General features: G+C 66.2%; 18 protein-coding genes, 2 pseudogenes and 1 riboswitch. Of the genes and pseudogenes, 10 read left to right on the forward strand and 10 right to left on the reverse strand.

All coding sequences use genetic code 11. The features are described from left to right. Positions 1-48 precede the first annotated feature (48 nt). The 6 genes and pseudogenes from hemL to AB2L57_RS09130 all read right to left on the reverse strand — a co-directional run. Positions 49-1347, reverse strand: coding sequence for a glutamate-1-semialdehyde 2,1-aminomutase (hemL, locus tag AB2L57_RS09105; RefSeq protein WP_409046877.1), 1299 nt, complete (start codon positions 1345-1347; stop codon positions 49-51). Then, positions 1344-2318 carry a porphobilinogen synthase gene (gene hemB / locus AB2L57_RS09110; protein WP_409046878.1) on the reverse strand — a complete coding sequence of 325 codons (975 nt, stop codon included), beginning with the start codon at positions 2316-2318 and terminating at the stop codon, positions 1344-1346. Before hemB ends, hemL begins: the two co-directional genes overlap by 4 nt. After that, positions 2315-3109: a uroporphyrinogen-III synthase gene (locus tag AB2L57_RS09115; RefSeq protein ID WP_409046879.1), complete on the reverse strand. Its 795-nt coding sequence runs from the start codon at positions 3107-3109 to the stop codon at positions 2315-2317. The genes hemB and AB2L57_RS09115 overlap by 4 nt, the downstream gene beginning before the upstream one ends. Beyond that, positions 3106-4020, reverse strand: a complete 915-nt coding sequence (gene hemC / locus AB2L57_RS09120; protein ID WP_409046880.1) for a hydroxymethylbilane synthase — start codon at positions 4018-4020, stop codon at positions 3106-3108. Before hemC ends, AB2L57_RS09115 begins: the two co-directional genes overlap by 4 nt. Continuing rightward, the gene (locus AB2L57_RS09125) at positions 4017-5114 is read right to left on the reverse strand and encodes a ferrochelatase (RefSeq protein ID WP_409046881.1); all 1098 of its coding nucleotides are present in this window, start codon (positions 5112-5114) and stop codon (positions 4017-4019) included. The genes hemC and AB2L57_RS09125 overlap by 4 nt, the downstream gene beginning before the upstream one ends. Continuing rightward, a pseudogene (locus tag AB2L57_RS09130) lies at positions 5111-5410 on the reverse strand (chlorite dismutase family protein); the annotation flags it as partial. The pseudogene AB2L57_RS09130 and the gene AB2L57_RS09125, both read right to left, overlap by 4 nt. Positions 5411-5596: 186 nt before the next feature. After that, positions 5597-5704, forward strand: a riboswitch (TPP riboswitch). Between AB2L57_RS09130 and thiC the strand changes: the two are divergent. Continuing rightward, complete coding sequence (thiC, locus tag AB2L57_RS09135) at positions 5700-7433, forward strand: phosphomethylpyrimidine synthase ThiC (protein ID WP_409046882.1); 1734 nt, start codon at positions 5700-5702, stop codon at positions 7431-7433. Its footprint overlaps the riboswitch before it by 5 nt. Positions 7434-7660: 227 nt before the next feature. Here thiC and thiE read toward each other — a convergent pair whose 3' ends face one another. After that, complete coding sequence (gene thiE / locus AB2L57_RS09140) at positions 7661-8299, reverse strand: thiamine phosphate synthase (RefSeq protein ID WP_409046883.1); 639 nt, start codon at positions 8297-8299, stop codon at positions 7661-7663. Between thiE and thiO the strand changes: the two genes are divergently transcribed. The 8 genes from thiO (at position 8284) to AB2L57_RS09180 (ending at position 15220) form a co-directional block, all read left to right on the forward strand. After that, positions 8284-9546, forward strand: coding sequence for a glycine oxidase ThiO (gene thiO / locus AB2L57_RS09145; protein WP_409046884.1), 1263 nt, complete (start codon positions 8284-8286; stop codon positions 9544-9546). The two genes, thiE and thiO, sit on opposite strands and share 16 nt — an antisense overlap. Beyond that, a complete protein-coding gene (gene thiS, locus AB2L57_RS09150; RefSeq protein WP_409046885.1) occupies positions 9543-9782 on the forward strand; it encodes a sulfur carrier protein ThiS in 240 nt (79 codons plus the stop codon). Before thiO ends, thiS begins: the two co-directional genes overlap by 4 nt. 2 nt (positions 9783-9784) lie before the next feature. Next, positions 9785-10558, forward strand: coding sequence for a thiazole synthase (locus AB2L57_RS09155; RefSeq protein ID WP_409046886.1), 774 nt, complete (start codon positions 9785-9787; stop codon positions 10556-10558). Next, entirely contained in the window at positions 10555-11733 is a 1179-nt protein-coding gene (gene moeB / locus AB2L57_RS09160) for a molybdopterin-synthase adenylyltransferase MoeB (RefSeq protein ID WP_409046887.1), read from the forward strand. Before AB2L57_RS09155 ends, moeB begins: the two co-directional genes overlap by 4 nt. A 34-nt stretch (positions 11734-11767) precedes the next feature. Beyond that, complete coding sequence (gene thiD, locus AB2L57_RS09165; protein WP_409046888.1) at positions 11768-12577, forward strand: bifunctional hydroxymethylpyrimidine kinase/phosphomethylpyrimidine kinase; 810 nt, start codon at positions 11768-11770, stop codon at positions 12575-12577. After that, positions 12574-13221, forward strand: coding sequence for a TenA family protein (locus AB2L57_RS09170; RefSeq protein WP_409046889.1), 648 nt, complete (start codon positions 12574-12576; stop codon positions 13219-13221). The genes thiD and AB2L57_RS09170 overlap by 4 nt, the downstream gene beginning before the upstream one ends. Before the next feature lie 272 nt (positions 13222-13493). After that, the gene (istA, locus tag AB2L57_RS09175; protein ID WP_409046890.1) at positions 13494-14702 is read left to right on the forward strand and encodes an IS21 family transposase; all 1209 of its coding nucleotides are present in this window, start codon (positions 13494-13496) and stop codon (positions 14700-14702) included. Next, entirely contained in the window at positions 14702-15220 is a 519-nt protein-coding gene (locus AB2L57_RS09180) for an ATP-binding protein (protein ID WP_409046891.1), read from the forward strand. The genes istA (AB2L57_RS09175) and AB2L57_RS09180 overlap by 1 nt, the downstream gene beginning before the upstream one ends. A 55-nt stretch (positions 15221-15275) precedes the next feature. Here AB2L57_RS09180 and AB2L57_RS09185 read toward each other — a convergent pair whose 3' ends face one another. Both AB2L57_RS09185 and istA (AB2L57_RS09190) read right to left on the reverse strand, forming a co-directional pair. Next, positions 15276-16046 carry an ATP-binding protein gene (locus AB2L57_RS09185; RefSeq protein ID WP_036301803.1) on the reverse strand — a complete coding sequence of 257 codons (771 nt, stop codon included), beginning with the start codon at positions 16044-16046 and terminating at the stop codon, positions 15276-15278. After that, on the reverse strand, positions 16043-17626 hold the full coding sequence (gene istA, locus AB2L57_RS09190) for an IS21 family transposase (RefSeq protein WP_036301801.1): 1584 nt from the start codon (positions 17624-17626) through the stop codon (positions 16043-16045). Before istA (AB2L57_RS09190) ends, AB2L57_RS09185 begins: the two co-directional genes overlap by 4 nt. A 144-nt stretch (positions 17627-17770) precedes the next feature. On the opposite strand from istA (AB2L57_RS09190), the pseudogene AB2L57_RS09195 reads away from it, so the two are divergent. Then, positions 17771-18094 (forward strand): annotated as a pseudogene (locus AB2L57_RS09195) (ATP-binding protein); the annotation flags it as partial. Here the strand turns inward: AB2L57_RS09195 and AB2L57_RS09200 are convergent. Next, entirely contained in the window at positions 18091-19212 is a 1122-nt protein-coding gene (locus AB2L57_RS09200) for a UvrD-helicase domain-containing protein (protein ID WP_409046892.1), read from the reverse strand. The pseudogene AB2L57_RS09195 and the gene AB2L57_RS09200 sit on opposite strands and share 4 nt — an antisense overlap. Positions 19213-19215 lie beyond the last annotated feature (3 nt).

The raw sequence follows: 19215 nt of genomic DNA on the forward strand, positions 1-19215 counted from the left end.
AGTTAGGTTAGGCTAACATTGCCTGCTGCGCCAGTCCTGACCGGAATCTCATGCCGAGGAAGCTGCCTTCGCCGCCGCGGGGAGGGCATCGAGGATGCGGTTCACCGCAGTGTCATCGTGCGCGGCCGTGACGAACCACGCCTCGAACACCGACGGCGGGAGGCTCACTCCGGCATCGAGCATCCCGTGGAAGAACGGCGGATAACGCAACGCCGCCTGCTGCTTCACCTGCGCGTAGTCCCGCGGCGCCTCGGCCGCGAAGGCGAACGAGAAGAGTGTTCCCGCCCGCTGGACGACGTGCTCGACCCCTTCCGCCGACAGGGCGGCGGAGACCGCATCCGAGACCTCCTGCGCGACCGTCGCCAGGCGCGCATAGACGGCGTCGTCGGCCGCGCGCAGGGTGGCGATCCCGGCGGCCACCGCCACCGGGTTCCCACTGAGGGTTCCCGCCTGGTAGACCGGGCCGAGGGGGGCGAGGCGGTCCATCACGTCGGCGCGACCGCCGAGCGCAGCGAGCGGCATGCCCCCGCCGATGACCTTGCCGAAGGTGAACAGGTCGGGCGCCCAGGGCGCTCCCTCCGCGGTCTCGATGCCCCACCATCCGCTCGGCCCCGCACGGAACCCGGTGAGCACCTCATCGAGGATGAGCAGCGCGCCGTTCTCCCGGGCAAGCTGCGCGAGACTCCGGTTGAATCCGGGGTCGGGCGGGATCACGCCCATGTTCGCGGCTGCCGCCTCGGTGATGACGGCGGCGATGCGGTCGCCGTGGGTCTCGAACGCGGCCCGTGCCGCGTCGAGATCGTTGTAGGGCAGCACGAGGGTCTGGGCGGCGACGGTCGCCGGAACGCCGGCGGATCCGGGCAGCGACAGCGTCGCGAGGCCGGAGCCGGCCTCGGCCAGCAGCGAGTCGGAGTGCCCGTGATAGTGCCCGGCGAACTTCACGAGCAGATCGCGGCCGGTGAATCCGCGTGCCAGCCGGATGGCCGTCATGGTGGCCTCGGTGCCGGTCGACACGAGTCTCAGCTTCTCCACGGCGCCGACCCGGGCGCGCACCAGCTCGACGAGCTCGGTCTCCCCCACCGTCGGCGCGCCGAACGACAGTCCCTTCGCCGCGGCATCCTGCACCGCCGCGACCACCTGCGGATGCGCGTGGCCGAGCAGCGCGGGCCCCCACGACCCGACGAGGTCCACATACTCGCGGCCCTCGACATCCGTCACGTACGGCCCCCGCGCGCTCGCCACGAAGCGCGGGGTGCCGCCGACGGAGCCGAAAGCCCGCACCGGCGAGTTGGTGCCGCCAGGGATGACCGTTCGGGCGTGCTCGAATTCCTGCTCGTTCGTCGTCATCGCGTGATCGCCTCCGCCGCCTCGATGGCCCAATAGGTCAGTACGGCGTCCGCGCCCGCGCGACGGATGCCGATGATGCTCTCCATGATCGCCCGCTCGCGGTCGATCCAGCCGTGCGCCGCCGCCGCCTCGATCATCGCGTACTCGCCGCTCACCTGGTAGGCCCACACCGGCACCGGGCTCATCGCGGCGACATCGGCCAGCACGTCGAGGTAGCCCATCGCGGGCTTGACCATGATGACGTCGGCGCCCTGCTCGATGTCGAGTGCTGCCTCGCGCAGCCCCTCACGGCGATTCGCCGGATCCTGCTGGTAGGTCTTGCGGTCTCCGGCGAGCGACGAGTCGACCGCTTCACGGAACGGGCCGTAGAACGACGAGGCGTACTTCGCCGCGTAGCCGAGCACGGCAGTGTCGACGAGGCCGGCGTCATCGAGTGCCTCCCGCACGACGGCGACCTGACCGTCCATCATGCCGCTCAACCCCAGCAGTGCAGAGCCTGCGTTCGCCTGGGCGAGCGCCATCGCGCAGTAACGCTCGAGGCTCGCATCGTTGTCGACGCGCCCCTGCGCATCCAGTACCCCGCAGTGGCCGTGGTCGGTGAACTCATCGAGGCACAGGTCGGTCTGCACGACGAGCGCGTCACCCACCTCGGCGACCGCGAGGCGCGTCGCGACGTTGAGGATGCCGTTCTCATCGGTCCCGCCCGATCCGATCGCGTCCTTGTGCTCCGGCACGCCAAACAGCATGACGCCGCCGATGCCTGCGGTCGCTGCCGTGGCGAGCTCGGTCTTCAGCGAGTCGAGCGAGTGCTGCACGACACCCGGCATCGAGCCGATCGGCACCGGCTCGCTGATGCCCTCCCGCACGAACATTGGCAGGATGAGCTCGGCGGGGTGCAGCCGGGTCTCGGTGACAAGGCGCCGCATCGCGTGCGTCGTGCGCAGGCGTCGCGGTCGATCGGGGAAGCTCATGGGGTCTCCTCGGTGTTGGGGGAATCCGGGCTGTTGATGGGATCCGGGCTGTTGGGAGAACCCGAGCCGTCGATGAGGGAACGGATCATGGCGTCCACCGAGCGACGTCGGGCGACGACATCGACGCGGAGGCCGACCTCTCTGGCGTCCTCGGCGGTGCGCGGCCCGATGCACGCGACGATCGTGCCGGGAGGTATGGCTCCGAATTGCTCTGCAACCTGTCGTGCCACGCTGCCCGAGGTGACGAGAATCGCGCGCACCTCCCCCGCGCGTACGGCCTCCACGACGGCTACGTCGGCGGTGACGGGCACGGTGCGGTACGCGGTCACGATGGTGACGTGGCAGCCTCGGGCGCGCAGGCCGTCGACGAGGGTGGCGTCGGCGAGAGCGGACTGCGGCACGAGCACCCGGGCGCCGTCTGCCGGCCACTCGTCGACGAGAGCGCGGGCCGAGGCATCCACGATCGGCTGGAAGTCAACGCGGAAGCCGGCCTCTTCCAGTGCCCTGGTGGTCGCATCGCCCACCGACGCGACACGCACGGTCTCCGGCGGTCGCGGGGTGCCGATCGCTTCGACCGTGGTGGCACTCGTGACGACGAGCCAGTCGAATTCTGCCGCCTCGAGCCGCTGCATCGCGTCGGCGACCGCCGCCGGATGCTCGGGACCGGTGAAGTCGATGAGGGGGGCAATCAGTGGCTCGGCACCCTGCGCCCAGAGCCGCGCGGCGACATCGTCGCCCCAGGGCCCGCCGCGAGGGACCAACACCCGCCAGCCGTTCAGTGGGAGGGTCACGCGCCACCCAGCGGCGCCAGATCGGCGGCGCCGTTCGCGAGCAGCTCGCCGACGATGCGCGATGCCAATTCCGCCACCGGGTCTTTCGTGTCGGCCGGGTACAGCGCGTGCGAGCTCGTGAGCATCGCCGTGCCGTCGAGCGCGTAGACGCGGGCGGAGACCAACAGCAGCCCCGCGTCGACCGACGCCGTCACGCCGACCGGGGCGGCGCACCCCGCCTCGAGCTTCGCGAGCACCGCCCGCTCGGCCTCCACCAGGAGGCGGGTCGGAGCATGGTTGAGCACCGAGACCTGGCCCTCTTCGCCCGCGCGCACCTCGAGCGCGAGCGAACCCTGCCCGGGCGCGGTGGGCCAGGCGGAGAGCTCGAGCAGCTCGGTGACCTCGCCGGAGCGGCCGAGTCGATCGAGGCCGGCGGCGGCGAGCACGACCGCGTCGAGGTCTGCGGATGCGACGCGACCGAGCCGCGTGTCGACATTTCCCCGGATGTCGACGACCTCGAGGTCGGGTCGCTTCGCGAGTGCCTGTGCGCGGCGACGCGGCGATCCGGTTCCGACCCTGGCACCGTCAGGGAGGGTCGCCAGTGTGAGGCCGTCGCGTGCGCACAGGGCGTCGCGGGCATCCGCCCGCTTTGGGGTGGCCGCGATTGTCAAGCCGGGCAGGGGGGTGGTCGGCAGGTCTTTGAGCGAGTGCACGACCATGTCGCACTCTCCTGCGAGCAGCGCCTCGCGCAGTGCGGCAGCGAATACGCCCGTGCCGCCGATGGAGGCGAGCGATGCCATGTTGCGGTCGCCGTCCGAGGTGATCGGCACCAGCTCCACCTGCGCCCCGGTGCTGCGTTCGAACTGATCCGCGATCTGCCGAGTCTGCGTCATCGCGAGCGCACTCGCGCGGGTTCCAATGCGAAGGGTCACGGTGCGACCCCCGCCACGGCGGGCTTGAAGCCCGCACGCACGTTCTCGCAGCACGCGGGCCGGCAGACGTCAAACCAGGGACCGAGTTCGGTGAGCGCCGGGCGGTCGGCCTCATCGACACCGTTCATGCGCTCCTGTACGAGGTCGATGAGACCCGAAACGAATGCGGGATCGACGCCCGGGGTCGGGGTACGCACGACCCTGAAGCCGCGTTGCTCAGCCGCCTCCCTCGCCTCGGTGTCGAGGTCCCACATCACCTCCATGTGATCGCTCACAAAGCCGAGCGGCACGATAACGATCGCATCGACAGCCTCACGGTCGAGGGAATCGATCGCGTCCACGATGTCTGGTTCGAGCCAGGGCATGCTCGGTGGCCCCGAGCGGGACTGGTAGACGAGCTGCCACGCCGGTCGCGTGCGCTGCGCGGCCATCACCACCTCGGCGACCGCCCGGTGCTGCGCCGCGTATGCGCCACCAGGTCCAAAGTCAACGTCGCGCGGGCCGCTGCGTTCGGCATCCGTGATCGGGATGCTGTGGGTGGAAAACAGCACATGCACACGGCCCGGGTCGATGCCGTGGTCTTCGAGCTCGGCGAGCGCATCGCTCACGCCCGCGATGAACGGCGCGACGAAACCGGGGTGGTCGAAGAACTGGCGCACCTTGTCGATCGTGATGACGCCGGCCATGCCGGTGTCATCGAGGGCTGCGGCGAAGTCTTCTCGGTACTGGCGGCAGCTTGAGTAGGAGCTGTAGGCGCTCGTGGCGATCCCGAGCAGTCGGCGGTAGCCGCGCTCGTGAGCGTCCACGACGGCGTCTTTGAGATAGGGGGCCCAGTTACGGTTGCCCCAGAGTACGGTCAGATTGACTCCGCGCGCGGAGAGCTCAGCTTCAAGGGCGGCCTTAAGCGCGCGATTATGGTCGTTGATCGGGCTTATCCCGCCGAAGTGGCGGTAATGGGTCGCAACCTCCTCAAGTCGCTCGTCGGGGATGCCGCGACCGCGGGTGACGTTCCTCAGAAAAGGGATCACATCGTCCTGGCCTTCCGGGCCGCCGAACCCTGCCAGCAGGATGGCGTCGTAGTGCGGTGCGGTCACGCCAGCACCTCGGGCAGCTCGTCGAGCCGCACGCGACGGCCGGTGTAGAACGGGACCTCTTCGCGCACGTGCAGTCGCGCCTCGGTTGCCCGCAGGTGGCGCATGAGATCGACGAGGTCGATGAGGTCGTCCGCCTCGAGGCCGAGCATCCACTCGTAGTCGCCCAAGGCGAAACTCGCGACGGTGTTCGCGAGTACCTGCGGAAACTCGCGCCCCAGACGACCGTGGTCACCGAGCATCCGGCGACGATCCTCCTCGGGAAGGATGTACCACTCGTAGGAGCGCACGAAAGGATAGGTTTTCGGGGCAGCTGACGAGCACGGTTGAGGTCCCCTCATCGGCCTGCACCACTGCCGCCTTTGGCATCTTCAGCCTCGTCGCCTCGTCGCCTGGGCTGGTCCACCTTGGGGGTGATCAATCTCGGCCCTGCCCGTCGCGGAGTTGGGGAGGTGCTATCGACGCCAGTGGAAGTGTTATCGTTTCAGCATCCACACGGGTGCCCTTGCAGGGGCTGAGATCGGGCTGACGCAGCCTGTGACCGTTGAACCTGTCCGGGTAATGCCGGCGAAGGAAGTAGGAATCTTCATGAGCTCTGCCATGTCCTCGCACGCACTCGCGTTTCTCCACGATTCGGAGCACGAGATCTCGGTCCCTGTGACGAAGATCGCCTTGGGGGTCAGTCCTAATGGGCGAGAGAACGACGCGTTCATTTCTTACCGGACCGAAGGCCCTGGAAGCGACCCCGTCCATGGTCTCGACCCGTTCCGGGCCCCGTGGATCGAAGACCGTCAGGACACGGAGGTGTATGTGGGTCGTGAACGCAACCTTCAGGACGATGGGCGCTCTGCAGAGCGTCGAGGTGCTGCGTCCGTTGAATGGAAAGGCACGAAGCCGGTCACTCGCCGAGCCGCGGCTGGCCGCGTCGTGACGCAGATGCATTACGCCAGAAACGGTGTCGTGACCCCCGAAATGCGTTTCGTGGCGCTGCGTGAAGGCTGCGACGTCGAGCTGGTTCGGTCGGAGGTCGCGGCCGGACGCGCGATCATTCCTAGCAACATCAACCACCCCGAGTCCGAGCCGATGATCATCGGCAAAGCCTTCCTCGTGAAGATCAACGCGAACATCGGCAACTCCGCCGTCACGAGTTCGATCCAGGAGGAGGTCGACAAGCTGCAATGGGCGGCGAAATGGGGTGCGGACACTGTCATGGACCTCTCGACGGGGGACGACATCCACACCACGCGCGAGTGGATCCTGCGCAACTCGCCGGTCCCGATCGGCACGGTCCCGATCTACCAAGCCCTCGAAAAAGTCAATGGCGAGGCCAACGATCTCACCTGGGAGATCTACCGCGACACCGTCATCGAACAGTGCGAGCAAGGCGTGGACTACATGACCGTGCACGCAGGCGTCCTCCTCCGATACGTTCCTCTGACAGCCGAACGCGTCACCGGAATCGTCTCGAGAGGGGGCTCCATCATCGCCGGCTGGTGCTTGGCGCACCATGAAGAAAACTTCCTCTACACGCACTTCGATGAACTGTGCGAGATCTTCGCGCAGTACGACGTCGCCTTTTCGCTCGGCGACGGGCTCCGGCCCGGTTCGACGGCTGACGCGAACGACGCTGCACAGTTCGCGGAACTCGACACCCTGGCAGAGCTGACCAAGCGGGCATGGAAGTTCGACGTTCAGGTGATGGTGGAAGGGCCCGGCCACGTCCCGTTCCATCTGGTGCGAGAGAATGTTGAGCGTCAGCAGAAACTCTGCGACGGAGCCCCGTTCTACACCCTTGGGCCCCTCGTCACGGATGTCGCTCCGGGCTACGACCACATCACTTCCGCAATTGGAGCGACCGAGATCGCTCGCTACGGAACGGCGATGCTCTGCTATGTCACCCCGAAGGAACACCTCGGCCTGCCGAACAAGGACGACGTCAAGACGGGGGTCATCACCTACAAGATCGCCGCGCACGCCGCCGATCTCGCCAAAGGCCACCCCGGCGCCCATGAACGCGATGATGCCCTCTCGAAAGCGCGTTTCGAGTTCCGGTGGCGTGATCAATTCGCGCTTTCTCTGGACCCGGTGACGGCAGAGGAGTTCCACGACGAAACACTCCCTGCTGAGCCTGCGAAAACGGCCCACTTCTGTTCGATGTGCGGGCCTAAATTCTGCTCCATGCGGATTTCTCAGGACATCAGGGATCAGTTCGGGGGCTTGTCCAGCCAGCAGATCGCAGCCGGCATGAAGCAGAAGTCCGCTGAGTTCACGACCCTCGGTGGGAAGGTCTACCTGCCCGCACCGACCGTCGGAGAACGCTGACCGTCGGCGTGGACCACTAGCCGGCCTTTTCACACTCTCTCATCGGGCCCGCTGCTCGACCTCTCACGCGTACTCGTCGGGGTTGGGCTGTGCAGAACGATCGAAACGCGCGAAGGATACGAGGGATGACACCCGAATGCTTAGTTGGGCCATCGGCGTCGACGATTTCTGATCGATCCGACGACCGCGAACGGCAGGTCGGGGTCCTCGGCGCTGCCGTTGGAGTGTCAGGTCGTAAGAGCAGGAAGCGCTGCCCGCAGGGCCTGCGCGGCCTCGAAGGGGTCCTTGGCGTCCGTGACCGCTCGGACGACGACGACGCGTCGAGCCCCCGCCTCAACGACCTGCTCCACATTCGTCAAATCGATGCCACCGATCGCGAACCAGGTTCGGCTTCCCGGAGTGACAGAGGCCGCATAGTCCACGAGTTCGGTGCCGACCGCGTCACGTCCCGGCTTCGTCGGTGTAGCCCAGACGGGTCCCACGCAGAAATAGTCGGCTTCGGGGTCCGCACTGGCTCGGTCGACTTGGTCGGTCGTGTGAGTCGACAGCCCAAGGGTCACTCGGGAACCGAGAAGCGAGCGTGCCGCGGGAAGAGGCAGATCGTCTTGGCCGAGGTGCAGGATCGGGCTTCCCGAACCCGCCGCGACGTCGGCGCGGTCGTTGACGGCCCACAGCTTGCCGTGCCGCTCGGCGGCATCCTTCAAAACCTCCAGGACGCGCAGCTGGGGCGCCGCTTCGAGTGTTTTGTCGCGAAGCTGAATGATGTCGACACCCCCGCTGAATGCGGCGTCGACGAAGTGGGCGAAGTCGCCCTGGCGGGTACGAGCATCCGTGCAGAGATACAGCTGTGATGACATCACGTTCATATCCCGAGCCTAATCCGCAGCACACCCCGACCTCGTCGACGAAAGGCGCATCGCGCGTCGATGTCGCCGTGGTTGGTGCAGGCATCATCGGCCTCGGCATCGCGTGGTCGCTCGTCCGGAGCGGTCGGAGTGTCTGCGTCATCGACCCGGATCCGGCGATGGGGGCGACTCGTGCTGCGGCAGGAATGCTGGCCCCCGTCAGCGAATACCACCATCAAGAGGAGGAACTCCTCGGACTCACCCTCCGATCAGCGCTTCTCTACCCGGAATTCGTGCGCACCCTCGCAGATGGCGGGAGAGAGACCGGGTATCTGACGACGGAGACACTGCTCGTCGGCATCGACGCGGGCGACCGCCAAGCCCTCCGGGATCTTTACGACAAACAACTCTCGCAGGGCCTTCCCATCCTCCCCATGACGATCCGGGAACTACGAACCCAAGAGCCCTTGCTGTCTCCCCGGCTATCGGCCGGGTATCGGGCCGCCGACGACCGTCAGGTTGACCCCCGAATCCTGTCCGCATCCCTCCTCGACGCCCTGGCAGACCCTGACGCGCACTCCGGTAAAACATCCTTCGAACGACGACCCGCGAAGGGGCTCCTGCACGAGCGTGCCGACGATTCGTCGTCACGAGTGGTCGGCATCCAGTTCGACGATGGTGACACCCTCACTGCAGACGAAGTCATCGTCGCAAACGGCACCGCCGCGGGCGACCTGCACGGGCTTCCTCGAGGGTTGTCCATGCCTCTCCGTCCCGTCTTCGGCGACATCATTCGCATCACCGTCCCCGGGACCCTACGGCCTTTGCTCCATGCCACGATTCGCGCCGCTGTCCACGGCAATTCCGTCTACATTGTTCCGCGGTCCGACGGCACCGCGGTCGTCGGAGCGACGCAGCGAGAAACAGGAACAGCAGGAGTCTCGTCCCGGGGCATCTTCGAACTTCTGCGGGATGCCCAGGACGTCGTGCCGGCCGTCGCCGAGGCCGACATCGCAGAAATCATGGCTAGGGCGCGTCCCGCAACCCCCGACAACAAGCCCCTTCTCGGCCGGGTTCGCCATCCGGACGGCTCCAACATCGCAGGCCTCATCATCGCGACGGGATTCTTCCGCCACGGAGTCCTTCTCACCCCTGTCGCCGCCGAAATCTGTCAGCGCCTCGTCGAGGGACCCGACGACACGCAATGGGCACCCTTCCGGCCCGACCGGTTCCGCCTCACATCCACTTCTCCGAAGGAGCATCAGTGACTCGCATCACTATCAACGGGGAAGCCCGAACTATCCCGAGAGACACCAGCCTCGGCGACATAATCTCGGCAGAAACCGGGCGAGACCTCCGGCCCGACGGGCGACCGCACGACGGCAGCCGCCTCGGGATCGCGGCCGCGAAAAACGCGGAAGTGATCCCCCGCAGCCAGTGGTTCAGCGAAGTCCCCACCGAGGGCGACACCATCGAGCTCGTCACCGCCACTCAGGGAGGCTGACCATGGCCACCGATTCATTGACCATCGACGGCATCCAGTTCGGATCCCGACTCATCATGGGAACCGGCGGCGCACCGAGCCAGTCGGGACTCCGAGAGGCTCTTAAGGCCTCAGGCACCGAACTCACCACGGTTGCGCTCCGCCGCCATCAACCGGGACGCGGAACGTCGCTTTTCGACCTGGTCACCGACCTGGGCATTCGACTTCTCCCCAATACAGCAGGGTGCCTCACTGCTCGGGAAGCCGTCCTCACGGCCGAACTTGCCCGGGAAGCTCTCGAGACCAACTGGATCAAGCTCGAGGTGATCGCCGACGAGCGCACCCTGCTGCCGGACGCCGTCGAGCTGACTGACGCGACCGAACAACTCGTCGCCCGCGGGTTCACGGTCCTGGCCTATACGAACGATGACCCCGCACTCGCCCTACGACTGGAGGGACTCGGCGCTGCAGCTGTCATGCCTCTCGGTGCCCCCATCGGCACCGGTTTGGGGATACTGAATCCGCACAACATCTCCATGATCGTCGCCCGCGCCGCCGTCCCCGTGGTCCTGGATGCGGGGATCGGTACCGCGTCCGATGCCGCGTTCGCGATGGAACTCGGCTGCGACGCGGTCCTGCTCGCCACGGCGGTGACTCGGGCGCAAGACCCTGTCGGTATGGCAACAGCATTCCGCCATGCGGTGCTGGCCGGTCGACTCGCCCACCTCTCAGGACGCATCCCGCGCCGACACACGTCGCTGGCCTCGTCCGACATGGAAGGACGGCCCGACCTATGAGTGCCACGGACACCCCGGCGTCGCCGCCGCCTTTGGTCCAAGCAGGCGGTCCCCTCTCGGCTGCTGACAGAGAACGCTATTCACGTCACATCATGCTGCCCCCCATCGGCACGGTCGGGCAGCAGCGGATCAGGAACGCGCGCGTGCTCGTCATCGGAGCAGGAGGCCTCGGCTCACCGATCCTCCTGTATCTCGCAGCCGCCGGGATCGGAACCATTGGGATCATCGACGACGACACCGTCGAGATCAGCAACCTCCAACGCCAGATCATCCACACGACCCCGAACGTCGGCCGGCCCAAAGTTACCTCCGCCCAGGAAGCCATCCACGCCATCAACCCTGGCATCAGTGTCGTCGAGCACCGATACCGACTGACCGAGGGCAACGCACTCCGGATCATCGACGAATACGACGTCGTCATCGACGGTGCCGACAACTTCGCCACCCGGTATCTCGTCAGCGACGCGACCACCCTTCTCGGCAAACCCAGCGTCTGGGGATCCCTCCTGCAATTCGGCGCCCAGGTGAGCGTTTTCTGGAGCGCGCACGGACCGACCTATCGGGACCTCTATCCTGATCCGCCGGATCCGGGTTCCGTTCCATCCTGCGGGGAAGCTGGGGTTCTCGGCATGCTCTGCGGCATCGCCGGAGCCCTCATGGCCGCCGAAACGATCAAGGTCATCACCGGGATCGGCATCCCCCTCGTCGGCCGTGTCGCCCGCTACGACGCCCTCGACGCACGCTGGCAGGAATACCAGCTCGCGAAGGACCCCGAAACACCCGAGATCACTGCGCTAGAAGACTACGAACAGTTCTGCGGCACTGCTGAACCAGCAGAAGAGAGCATCAATCTCATCAGCGCTGATGAGCTCGGCTCGCTCCTCCGACAACGGGACGAGGGCTCCATCGCCTTCGAATTCATCGATGTGCGAGAGAAATGGGAACACGACGCGAACCCCCTTCCCGGGTCGCGCCTTCTCCCTCTCGGGCTCCTGAATCAGCTTCCCGAACTCGCCGGAACGAATAAGGAGACCCCGATCGTCCTCCACTGCCAAAGCGGCGCGCGTTCCGACCGAGCCGCACGGATCCTGAACGATGCCGGATACACGGCCCTCCGCAGTCTTGCCGGGGGTGCCGCTGCGTGGACCACGGCATTTCAAGCGAGAAAACCATGACGACCCTGCTGCGAACTCGTGAAGGGGAGCCGAGATGAGCGCTCTTATCGCTCTGAGCATCGCAGGAAGTGATCCCTCCGGAGGAGCCGGTATCCAGGCAGATCTTAAGACCTTCAGTGCCCTCGGCGTATACGGGACGGCGGTGATCACGGCATTGACCGCCCAGAATACCCGCGGCGTCTCGGGGGTCCACCCTGTTCCCGCGGATTTCGTGCTCGAGCAGCTGGAGACGCTCGTCGACGACGTCCGCATCGACGCCATCAAGATCGGAATGCTCGCAAACCGCGACATCACCGAAGCAGTCACCGACTTTCTTCGAGGCCACCGCTTCGAGCATGTCGTTCTCGACCCGGTGATGGTCGCCACCAGCGGCGACCTCCTCCTCGCGCAAGAAAGCATCGAGTCCATTCGCCGCCTTATCCCGCTGGCATCCGTCGTGACACCCAACCTCTCCGAGGCCGCCATCCTCCTCAACGCGCCCATCGCCAGCGACATCGGCACCATGCGCAAGCAAGCCCGGGAAATCCATCGGAGATGGGGAGTGCGAGCTCTCGTCAAGGGAGGACATCTCCACCCGAGCGATGACGCCCCGGACATCTTTACCGGACCCGAAGGCGAGGTCACTCTCTCAGGACCACGGATCGACACCGTGAACACCCACGGAACCGGCTGCACGCTGTCGTCGGCGCTGACCGCTCTCCGCCCCAGCCACCCCGACTGGCCCTCGACCCTCCGTGATGCCAAGAACTGGCTTTCGCGAGCCCTTCTGGCTGCCGACACCCTCGACGTCGGTCACGGACACGGCCCCGTCCACCACTTCCACGACATCTGGAGAGCCACATGACCTTCACCGACGACCTTTGGGCGGCTACGCTTCCGATCCGAAACGCAATCGACCGTCTACCGTTCGTCGTCGCCCTCGAAGACGGGACGCTCTCCGAGGACAAGTTCACGTACTACCTCGAGCAGGACGCCCTCTACCTGGGCGCCTACGCACGAGTGCTGGCCGCAGCCGGAGCGCAGTCGTCATCGCCCGACCACCTGATCTTCTGGAGCGAGCGCGCCGCCTCGGCGATCCAGGTGGAGCGCACACTCCACGAGTCGTTCGTCGACACCTCCATTCCGCGAGTGCCGTCGCCGACATGCACCGCTTACACCTCTTACCTCCTTTCCCTGGTCACGTCAGGTTCCCTAGCTGCCCTCGTCGGCGGAATCCTGCCCTGCTTCTGGATCTATGAAGACGTCGGACGACGTCTCAAAAGCCGCATCAGCGGCCTTGCCAACCACCCCTTCGAGGCCTGGATCACCACATACGACGACCCTGCCTTCACCGCCGCAGCCAACGAGGCTCGCGCCATCGTCGACGAAATAGCCGAGCAGACCGGTCCCCGCGAACAACATCTGATGCAGGACGCGTTCACGACCGCGGCCCGCTACGAATGGATGTTCTGGGACGCGGCCTGGCGAAAGGAAATCTGGCCCGTCTAGTCAACAAGCCGACCCGGCATCGGGGCCGGAAGACCATAGTGACTTAAGCGCCCTCTGGATCGGGACAAGTATTCCCATTTCGGGCAGCTATCTCCCTCGCCCAATGACCCTCCAGGCGAGATGAACGATCAAGGTCGATCATCGTGCGCGCCGACACCGCCACTCAGCGATCACAGGACACCGCCATCTACCGATCAACTCCACAGGTGTCGACGGCGCTCGAAAACTGGACAGTAGCGGCGCTTGAAAAGTGAACACTCAACGATTGGAGAGTGATCACTTTGGAGGACTGGGCGTTGATCCGGAGGCTGGCCGGCGAGGGCGTGCCGAAGGCGCATATTGCTGAGCGGTTGGGTATCTCGAGGACCACGGTCATCAAGGCGGTGAACTCGGAATCGCCGCCTCACTATGAGCGGACAGCGGCGCCGACGTCGTTCACACCGTTCGAGTCGCGGGTGCGTGCGTTGCTGCTGGAGACGCCGACGATGCCGGCGACGGTGCTCGCGGAGCGGGTCGGGTGGACGGGCTCGATCCGGTGGTTCCGTGACAACGTGAAGCGGTTGCGGCCCGAGCAGCAGCGTCTCGATCCCGCGGATCGGATCACGTGGGCGGCGGGGGACGCGGCGCAGTGCGATCTGTGGTTCCCGCCGAAGAAGATCCCGCTCGAGGACGGGACAGCGAAGCTGTTGCCGGTGCTGGTGATCACCCCGGCGCATTGCCGGTTCACGACGGGAGTGATGATCCCGACGCGGAAGACCGAGGATCTGCTGCTCGGGACCTGGCAGCTGATCGAGCAGCTCGGCCGGGTTCCGCGTCGGCTGATCTGGGACAACGAGCCCGGCATCGGGCGAGGACGCCGTCACGCGGACGGAGTCGACACGTTCATGGGAACCCTCGCGACCAAGCTCGTGCTGCTGCCGCCGCGAGATCCGGAATCGAAAGGGATCGTGGAACGCCGCAACGGTTGGTTCGAGACATCGTTCATGCCGGGCCGGTCATTCGCCTCGCCCGCGGACTTCAACGAGCAGTTCACCGACTGGCTCGGAGTCGCCAACCAGCGGAGGGTGCGCACCCTGGCCACCTCTCCGATCTCGCTGCTGCCTGCGGATCTGGCGGCGATGTTGCCGTTGCCGCCGATCCCGTTGCATCTGGGCTGGCGGAACCGGATCCGGCTCGGCCGCGACTACTACGTCCGCATCGACACGAACGACTACTCCGTCGACCCGCGCGCGATCGGCAGGATCGTCGAGGTCACCGCGGACCTGGACCGGGTCCGCGTCCGCCTCGATGGACGGATCATCGCCGACCACACCCGTGTCTGGGCGCGAGGAATGGTGATCACCGACCCCGCGCATCGAGAAGCTGCGGCCGTCCTACGACGCGAGTTCCAGCAGCCGCGACTTGTTCCAGTCGGCGACGATCTGAGTCGGGATCTCGCGGACTACGACCGCGCGTTCGGGCTCGTCGAGGGGAGCAACTGATGGCCGGCAAGACCGACGTCGCGAAGCAGATCACCTATCTCGCCGGCGCACTCAAGGCACCCCGGATCACGGAGGCCGCAGCCCGGATGGCGGACCAAGCACGCGACGCCGGGTGGTCGTTCGAGGACTACCTCGCCGCCGTCCTCGAACGCGAAGTGAGCGCCCGCAACGCTTCCGGCGCGGAGCTACGGATCAAAGCGGCCGGGTTCCCGAGCCGGAAGACCCTCGAGGACTTCGACTGGGACGCGCAACCAGCCACTCGGCAGCAGATCGCGGCGCTCGCTTCGGGAGGGTTCCTCCTCGAAGCGCAGAACGTGGTCCTGCTCGGCCCTCCCGGAACCGGGAAGACCCACCTCGCGACCGCGCTCGGGATCGTCGCTGCCCGCCACGGGCACCGGGTGTTGTTCGCGACTGCGACGGACTGGGTCACCCGCCTCACCGACGCACACCGGCAAGGAAACCTCCCCCGAGAGTGGCGCGTAGCGCTTCTTGGTAGCGCGAGTCTGGCGAGTTGGTAGCGGTGTTGGGTGGTGTTGGTAGCGGCCCGGCCGTCGCTGACCGGGCCGCTGGTCGTTACTCCCAGTAGGTCTCTTCTGTTCGGGCGTGGTCGTGGCGGAGTCTGCGCATGTCGATTTGGCCGAGGTTGATGGTTCGGGCGTGGTTCGCGAGCCGGTTCACGATCGAGTCCGCCGCGACCCGGTCGGGTAGCTCGGTGACCCAGTGGCTGGGGCCGGTCTGCGAGGCGATCACGGTGGGGAGGCGGTGTTCACGGTTCGCGAGGATCGCGAACAGGTCGCTCGCGGCGTCGCTGTCGATCCCGACGGTGAGGAAGTCGTCGAGGATGAGCAGGTCGGTTTGCGAGAGCTCGTTGAGCAGCTTCTGGTGGGCGATGCCGTCGCCGCGGGCGATGACGAGCCTGCGGGCGAGGTCGTCCATGCGGGCGTAGGTGACGGCGTGGCCGTTGTGGCAGGCGGCGATCCCGAGCGCGCAGGCGAGGTAGGTCTTCCCGCCGCCGGTCGGGGAGATGATGAGCAGGTTCATCGGGTCGGCCCGCCAGTCGTGGGCGGCGTAGCGGCGCATCCGGACGGGGGTGATCCCTCGACCGTCCCGGTAGTCGATCTCCGCGACTGTCGCGTGCGGGATCGGGAACCCGGCCTGCCGGGTCAGCTTCTCGACCTTGTGTGCCCGCCGCTGTTCGAGCGCGTCGTCGACGGCGGTGAGGAACAGCTGCTCCGGGGTGAGGGTGTCGTTGACCTCGTCGGCGATGAGTTCCTCGAGGCGGGTCGCGACGTGCGTGACCCGTAGTGCCCGGAACTTCTCGTAGTCGATGCTCGTGAACGTCACCGGTCCGCCTCCCCGCTGGTGGCGTAGTGCGACGCGTCGCGGACGAACACGTCCGGGCCGTCGGCGACGTCGCCGCCGCGTTTCCGTGTCGACGCGGCCGGTGTCGCTGGTCGGGGCTTCTTGGTGTCGCTGTCGATGCCGGCCATGATCCGCTTCAGCGTCGTGTAGGTCGCCTGACCGCCCCGGTTGATCAGCTCCTGGCAGGCAGCTTCGAGTCGTTCCCGGTTCTGTTTCCCCAGCCCGCTGAGCACGTTCTGGCAGTCGAGGTAGCCTTGCGCCTCGATCTTCTGCCGGTCCAGGATCTGCTCGATCACCTCCACTGTCGCGGGTCCGAAGCTGCGGGCCCGGTCGGTGAACCAGCGTCTGGACCACAACCCGTCGATGTTGCGGTGCTGCGGCGGGACATGCTCGGGCAGCGTCGAGTACTGCCCCTTCCGGCCGACGAGGCGACGGTGTTCGCAGACGATGTCGTGGCCGTCGAACACGGTCACCCGGGTCTGCGTGAACCGGACCCGCAGCAACTGTCCGGCCAGCCGGTAGGGGACGGAGTAGCGTTGCGAATCCGCGGTGACATGGTAGTTGCGGCCGGCCTTGAGCTCCTTCCAGGTCACTTCCTCGAACGCGGCGTCGGGCAGCGCCGCGAGCAGGTGCGCCTCCTCGGCAGTGAACCGCTCCCACCGGGTCGAGTCGTCCGCCCGGCGCAGGTCGTGATTGATCTCCCGCACCCGCTCATCGATCGCGTCGTTGAGCTCGGACAGGGTCGTAAAGACGTCGTCCTCGAGGTAGCCGATGACACGCTTGTTGACGACGTTGACCGCGTTCTCGGCCGCCGCCTTGTCTCTCGGGCGCTTCGCCCTGGCGGGGACGATCGCGGTGCCGTAATGATCGGCGAGCTGCTGATAGCGGGCGTTGACCACTCGCTCCGCGTCGCCCTTGCGCGCCTGATGCGTCGAGGTCGCCGGGTTGTCCGGCACGACGATCTGCACTACTCCGCCATAGGACGCGAACGCCCGCACGTGCGCGTCCAGCCACGCCTCCGACCGCATGTCCGCGTAGGCGCGGCAGAACAACGCGCCCGAGAACGGCAGCACCGCGACGAACAGCACCGCCCGGGTGATCTCGCCGGTGACCGCGTCGACCAGGTCGATCGTGTCACCAGCCCAGTCCACGAGCATCGCCCGCCCCGGCTCGTGATGCAGCGTCGCGACCAGATCATTGGTGCGGACGTAGTCGGCGAACAGGGCGCAGAACTGCGAGTACCCATACTTCTTCCCCGCCCCACGCGCATCGGTGTAACGACGCCACGCCTGCAGCAACGTGAAGTGCCGGTTCTGCCGCATCGACGCCAGCACCCGCGCCAGATCCGGCTGGTCGTACTCGTCCGACACCCGCCGGCGCCCGTCCGGGAACCACTCCGCCAACTCGCGATCGCTGACCGCGATCGCCGACTCGATGCCATGCTCGACGATCGCCTGCCTCACACGCGCGACATCGCGATGCGAGCACCCCACGACCTCGGCCACGTCCCGGTAGCTGCGCCGCTCCAGCAGCAACGTGAGAATCCTCCGGTAGTCCGTCATGTTCCGCCTTCCACACAAGAACGGCGACGCCCATGCGTCACCGTTCCCTCAGCAGAGCACCACACCCCAGCCCGAGCGCTACCAACTCGCCGGAAAGCCGCTACCGACTCCGTGGACTCGCGCTACCAGGAAGCGCTACGCGCCAGAGAGCTCACCCGGCTGCGCCGCTACGGGCTGATCATCGTCGACGAAGTCGGCTACCTCCCGTTCGAACAAGACGCCGCCAACCTGTTCTTCCAGCTGGTCTCGTCACGCTACGAACACGCGTCACTGATCCTGACCTCGAACCTGCCGTTCTCCAGCTGGGGCGGCGTCTTCGGCGACCAAGCCGTCGCCGCCGCGATGATCGACCGCATCGTTCACCACGCCGACGTCCTCACCCTCAAAGGCGCCAGCTACCGACTCCGCGGCAGAGGCATCGACAGCCTCCCCAGCATCCGCACCACCACCGACGAAACACCTAGCTAGACTGCCCGCAACCGTTCACTTTTCGAGCGCCGAAAGTGACCAGGATTCACCCGCCGCCGACAACAGGCGTCGATTCCTCGGACGAGGACCCCGGGCGCACCCAAAGAAGTCGCCATCGGGATGTTCGGATCTAGCCGTTCGAGATCCCGCGCCAACGCTGAAGACAGGGCAGTCGTGAACGTCGTGAGAATAACGCGAGGGGTATTCGCTCGGATCGCGAGTCGCTTCGCGCGGTGCAAGAGCACGACGGTTTTACCGGTGCCCGCTCCACCGGTCAGGCGGAATGGCCCGTTGTAGTCGCGCTCGGCGTACGTGCGCTGCTCTGGGTGTAGGAACACACGCCAGGCGCCGAAATCTTCGCTGTCGATAACCCGGCGGAGTTCTTCGTCGTCTTCGATGAAAGTGAACTGCATCTTTGTCGCGGGGTGATCGAGCGCCCTCCTGAGCTTCTCGGCCTCTGTAGCACCGTCGTCGGCAGTTGGGTCTGTGATGCCGAGCTCTGAGCGAATCTCGGCAACGTTCATTCCCGAAACCAACCCCACGATGGCAACCTTTTGCCACTCGTTTTCGAGGTCGTCGGCGAGGTCATACAGTTGCGCTTCGGTTATGGCGACGAAGGCTGCTTGAGCCACTATCGGCGCGAACCCGAGGCCCTCCGTAAGGTCTTCGAGCCTGTATCCGCGCGCCTTTAGATATGGGTCCCCGTGTGCTTGAGTACCGAGGGGCGGTTCCGACGCCGGTCGTGAACGATACGCCTTCGAGGGAGCGACGACGAGGTCCGCACCGTCAACCTCGACGACCTCGAGGATGCCGTTGATCGGGTTGACCGTCAGCTTCCGAGTTTGGGCGCGCCTCGTGCCTTCGTCGTGTTCCCACGTTCCTGCGTACGCGTACGCCGGTTCAGCAGAATCGACATCGAGCTTGTATAGCGCCGCTCGCCAATGGAGATCGACACGCCCCGTCCGAGCCCGTGAGTCAGCCGAGTGATTTATGGGCTCTATGTGAAGTCCAGGAACGGCGTCACTTCGAGACAATTTTTCGAGGAAGTTCAGGATCTTGATTTTCACCGCGTTGTCGTGCTTGGGTCCGTTGACTTTGACCCACATGATATTGACCACGCG

The sequence above is a fragment of the Microbacterium sp. HA-8 genome (assembly GCF_046111165.1).
In the GTDB taxonomy this organism is placed as follows: domain Bacteria; phylum Actinomycetota; class Actinomycetes; order Actinomycetales; family Microbacteriaceae; genus Microbacterium.

Bases quoted from the DNA above. Each gene is read 5' to 3' on its own strand.
- AB2L57_RS09180 (WP_409046891.1), top strand. From the start codon at position 14,702: ATGGCCGGCAAGACCGACGTCGCGAAGCAGATCACCTATCTCGCCGGC.
- AB2L57_RS09155 (WP_409046886.1), top strand. From the start codon at position 9,785: ATGGCCACCGATTCATTGACCATCGACGGCATCCAGTTCGGATCCCGA.
- thiC (WP_409046882.1), top strand. From the start codon at position 5,700: ATGAGCTCTGCCATGTCCTCGCACGCACTCGCGTTTCTCCACGATTCG.
- istA (WP_036301801.1), bottom strand. From the start codon at position 17,626: ATGACGGACTACCGGAGGATTCTCACGTTGCTGCTGGAGCGGCGCAGC.
- hemL (WP_409046877.1), bottom strand. From the start codon at position 1,347: ATGACGACGAACGAGCAGGAATTCGAGCACGCCCGAACGGTCATCCCT.
- thiO (WP_409046884.1), top strand. From the start codon at position 8,284: ATGACATCACGTTCATATCCCGAGCCTAATCCGCAGCACACCCCGACC.
- AB2L57_RS09170 (WP_409046889.1), top strand. From the start codon at position 12,574: ATGACCTTCACCGACGACCTTTGGGCGGCTACGCTTCCGATCCGAAAC.
- moeB (WP_409046887.1), top strand. From the start codon at position 10,555: ATGAGTGCCACGGACACCCCGGCGTCGCCGCCGCCTTTGGTCCAAGCA.
- thiE (WP_409046883.1), bottom strand. From the start codon at position 8,299: ATGAACGTGATGTCATCACAGCTGTATCTCTGCACGGATGCTCGTACC.
- thiD (WP_409046888.1), top strand. From the start codon at position 11,768: ATGAGCGCTCTTATCGCTCTGAGCATCGCAGGAAGTGATCCCTCCGGA.
- hemB (WP_409046878.1), bottom strand. From the start codon at position 2,318: ATGAGCTTCCCCGATCGACCGCGACGCCTGCGCACGACGCACGCGATG.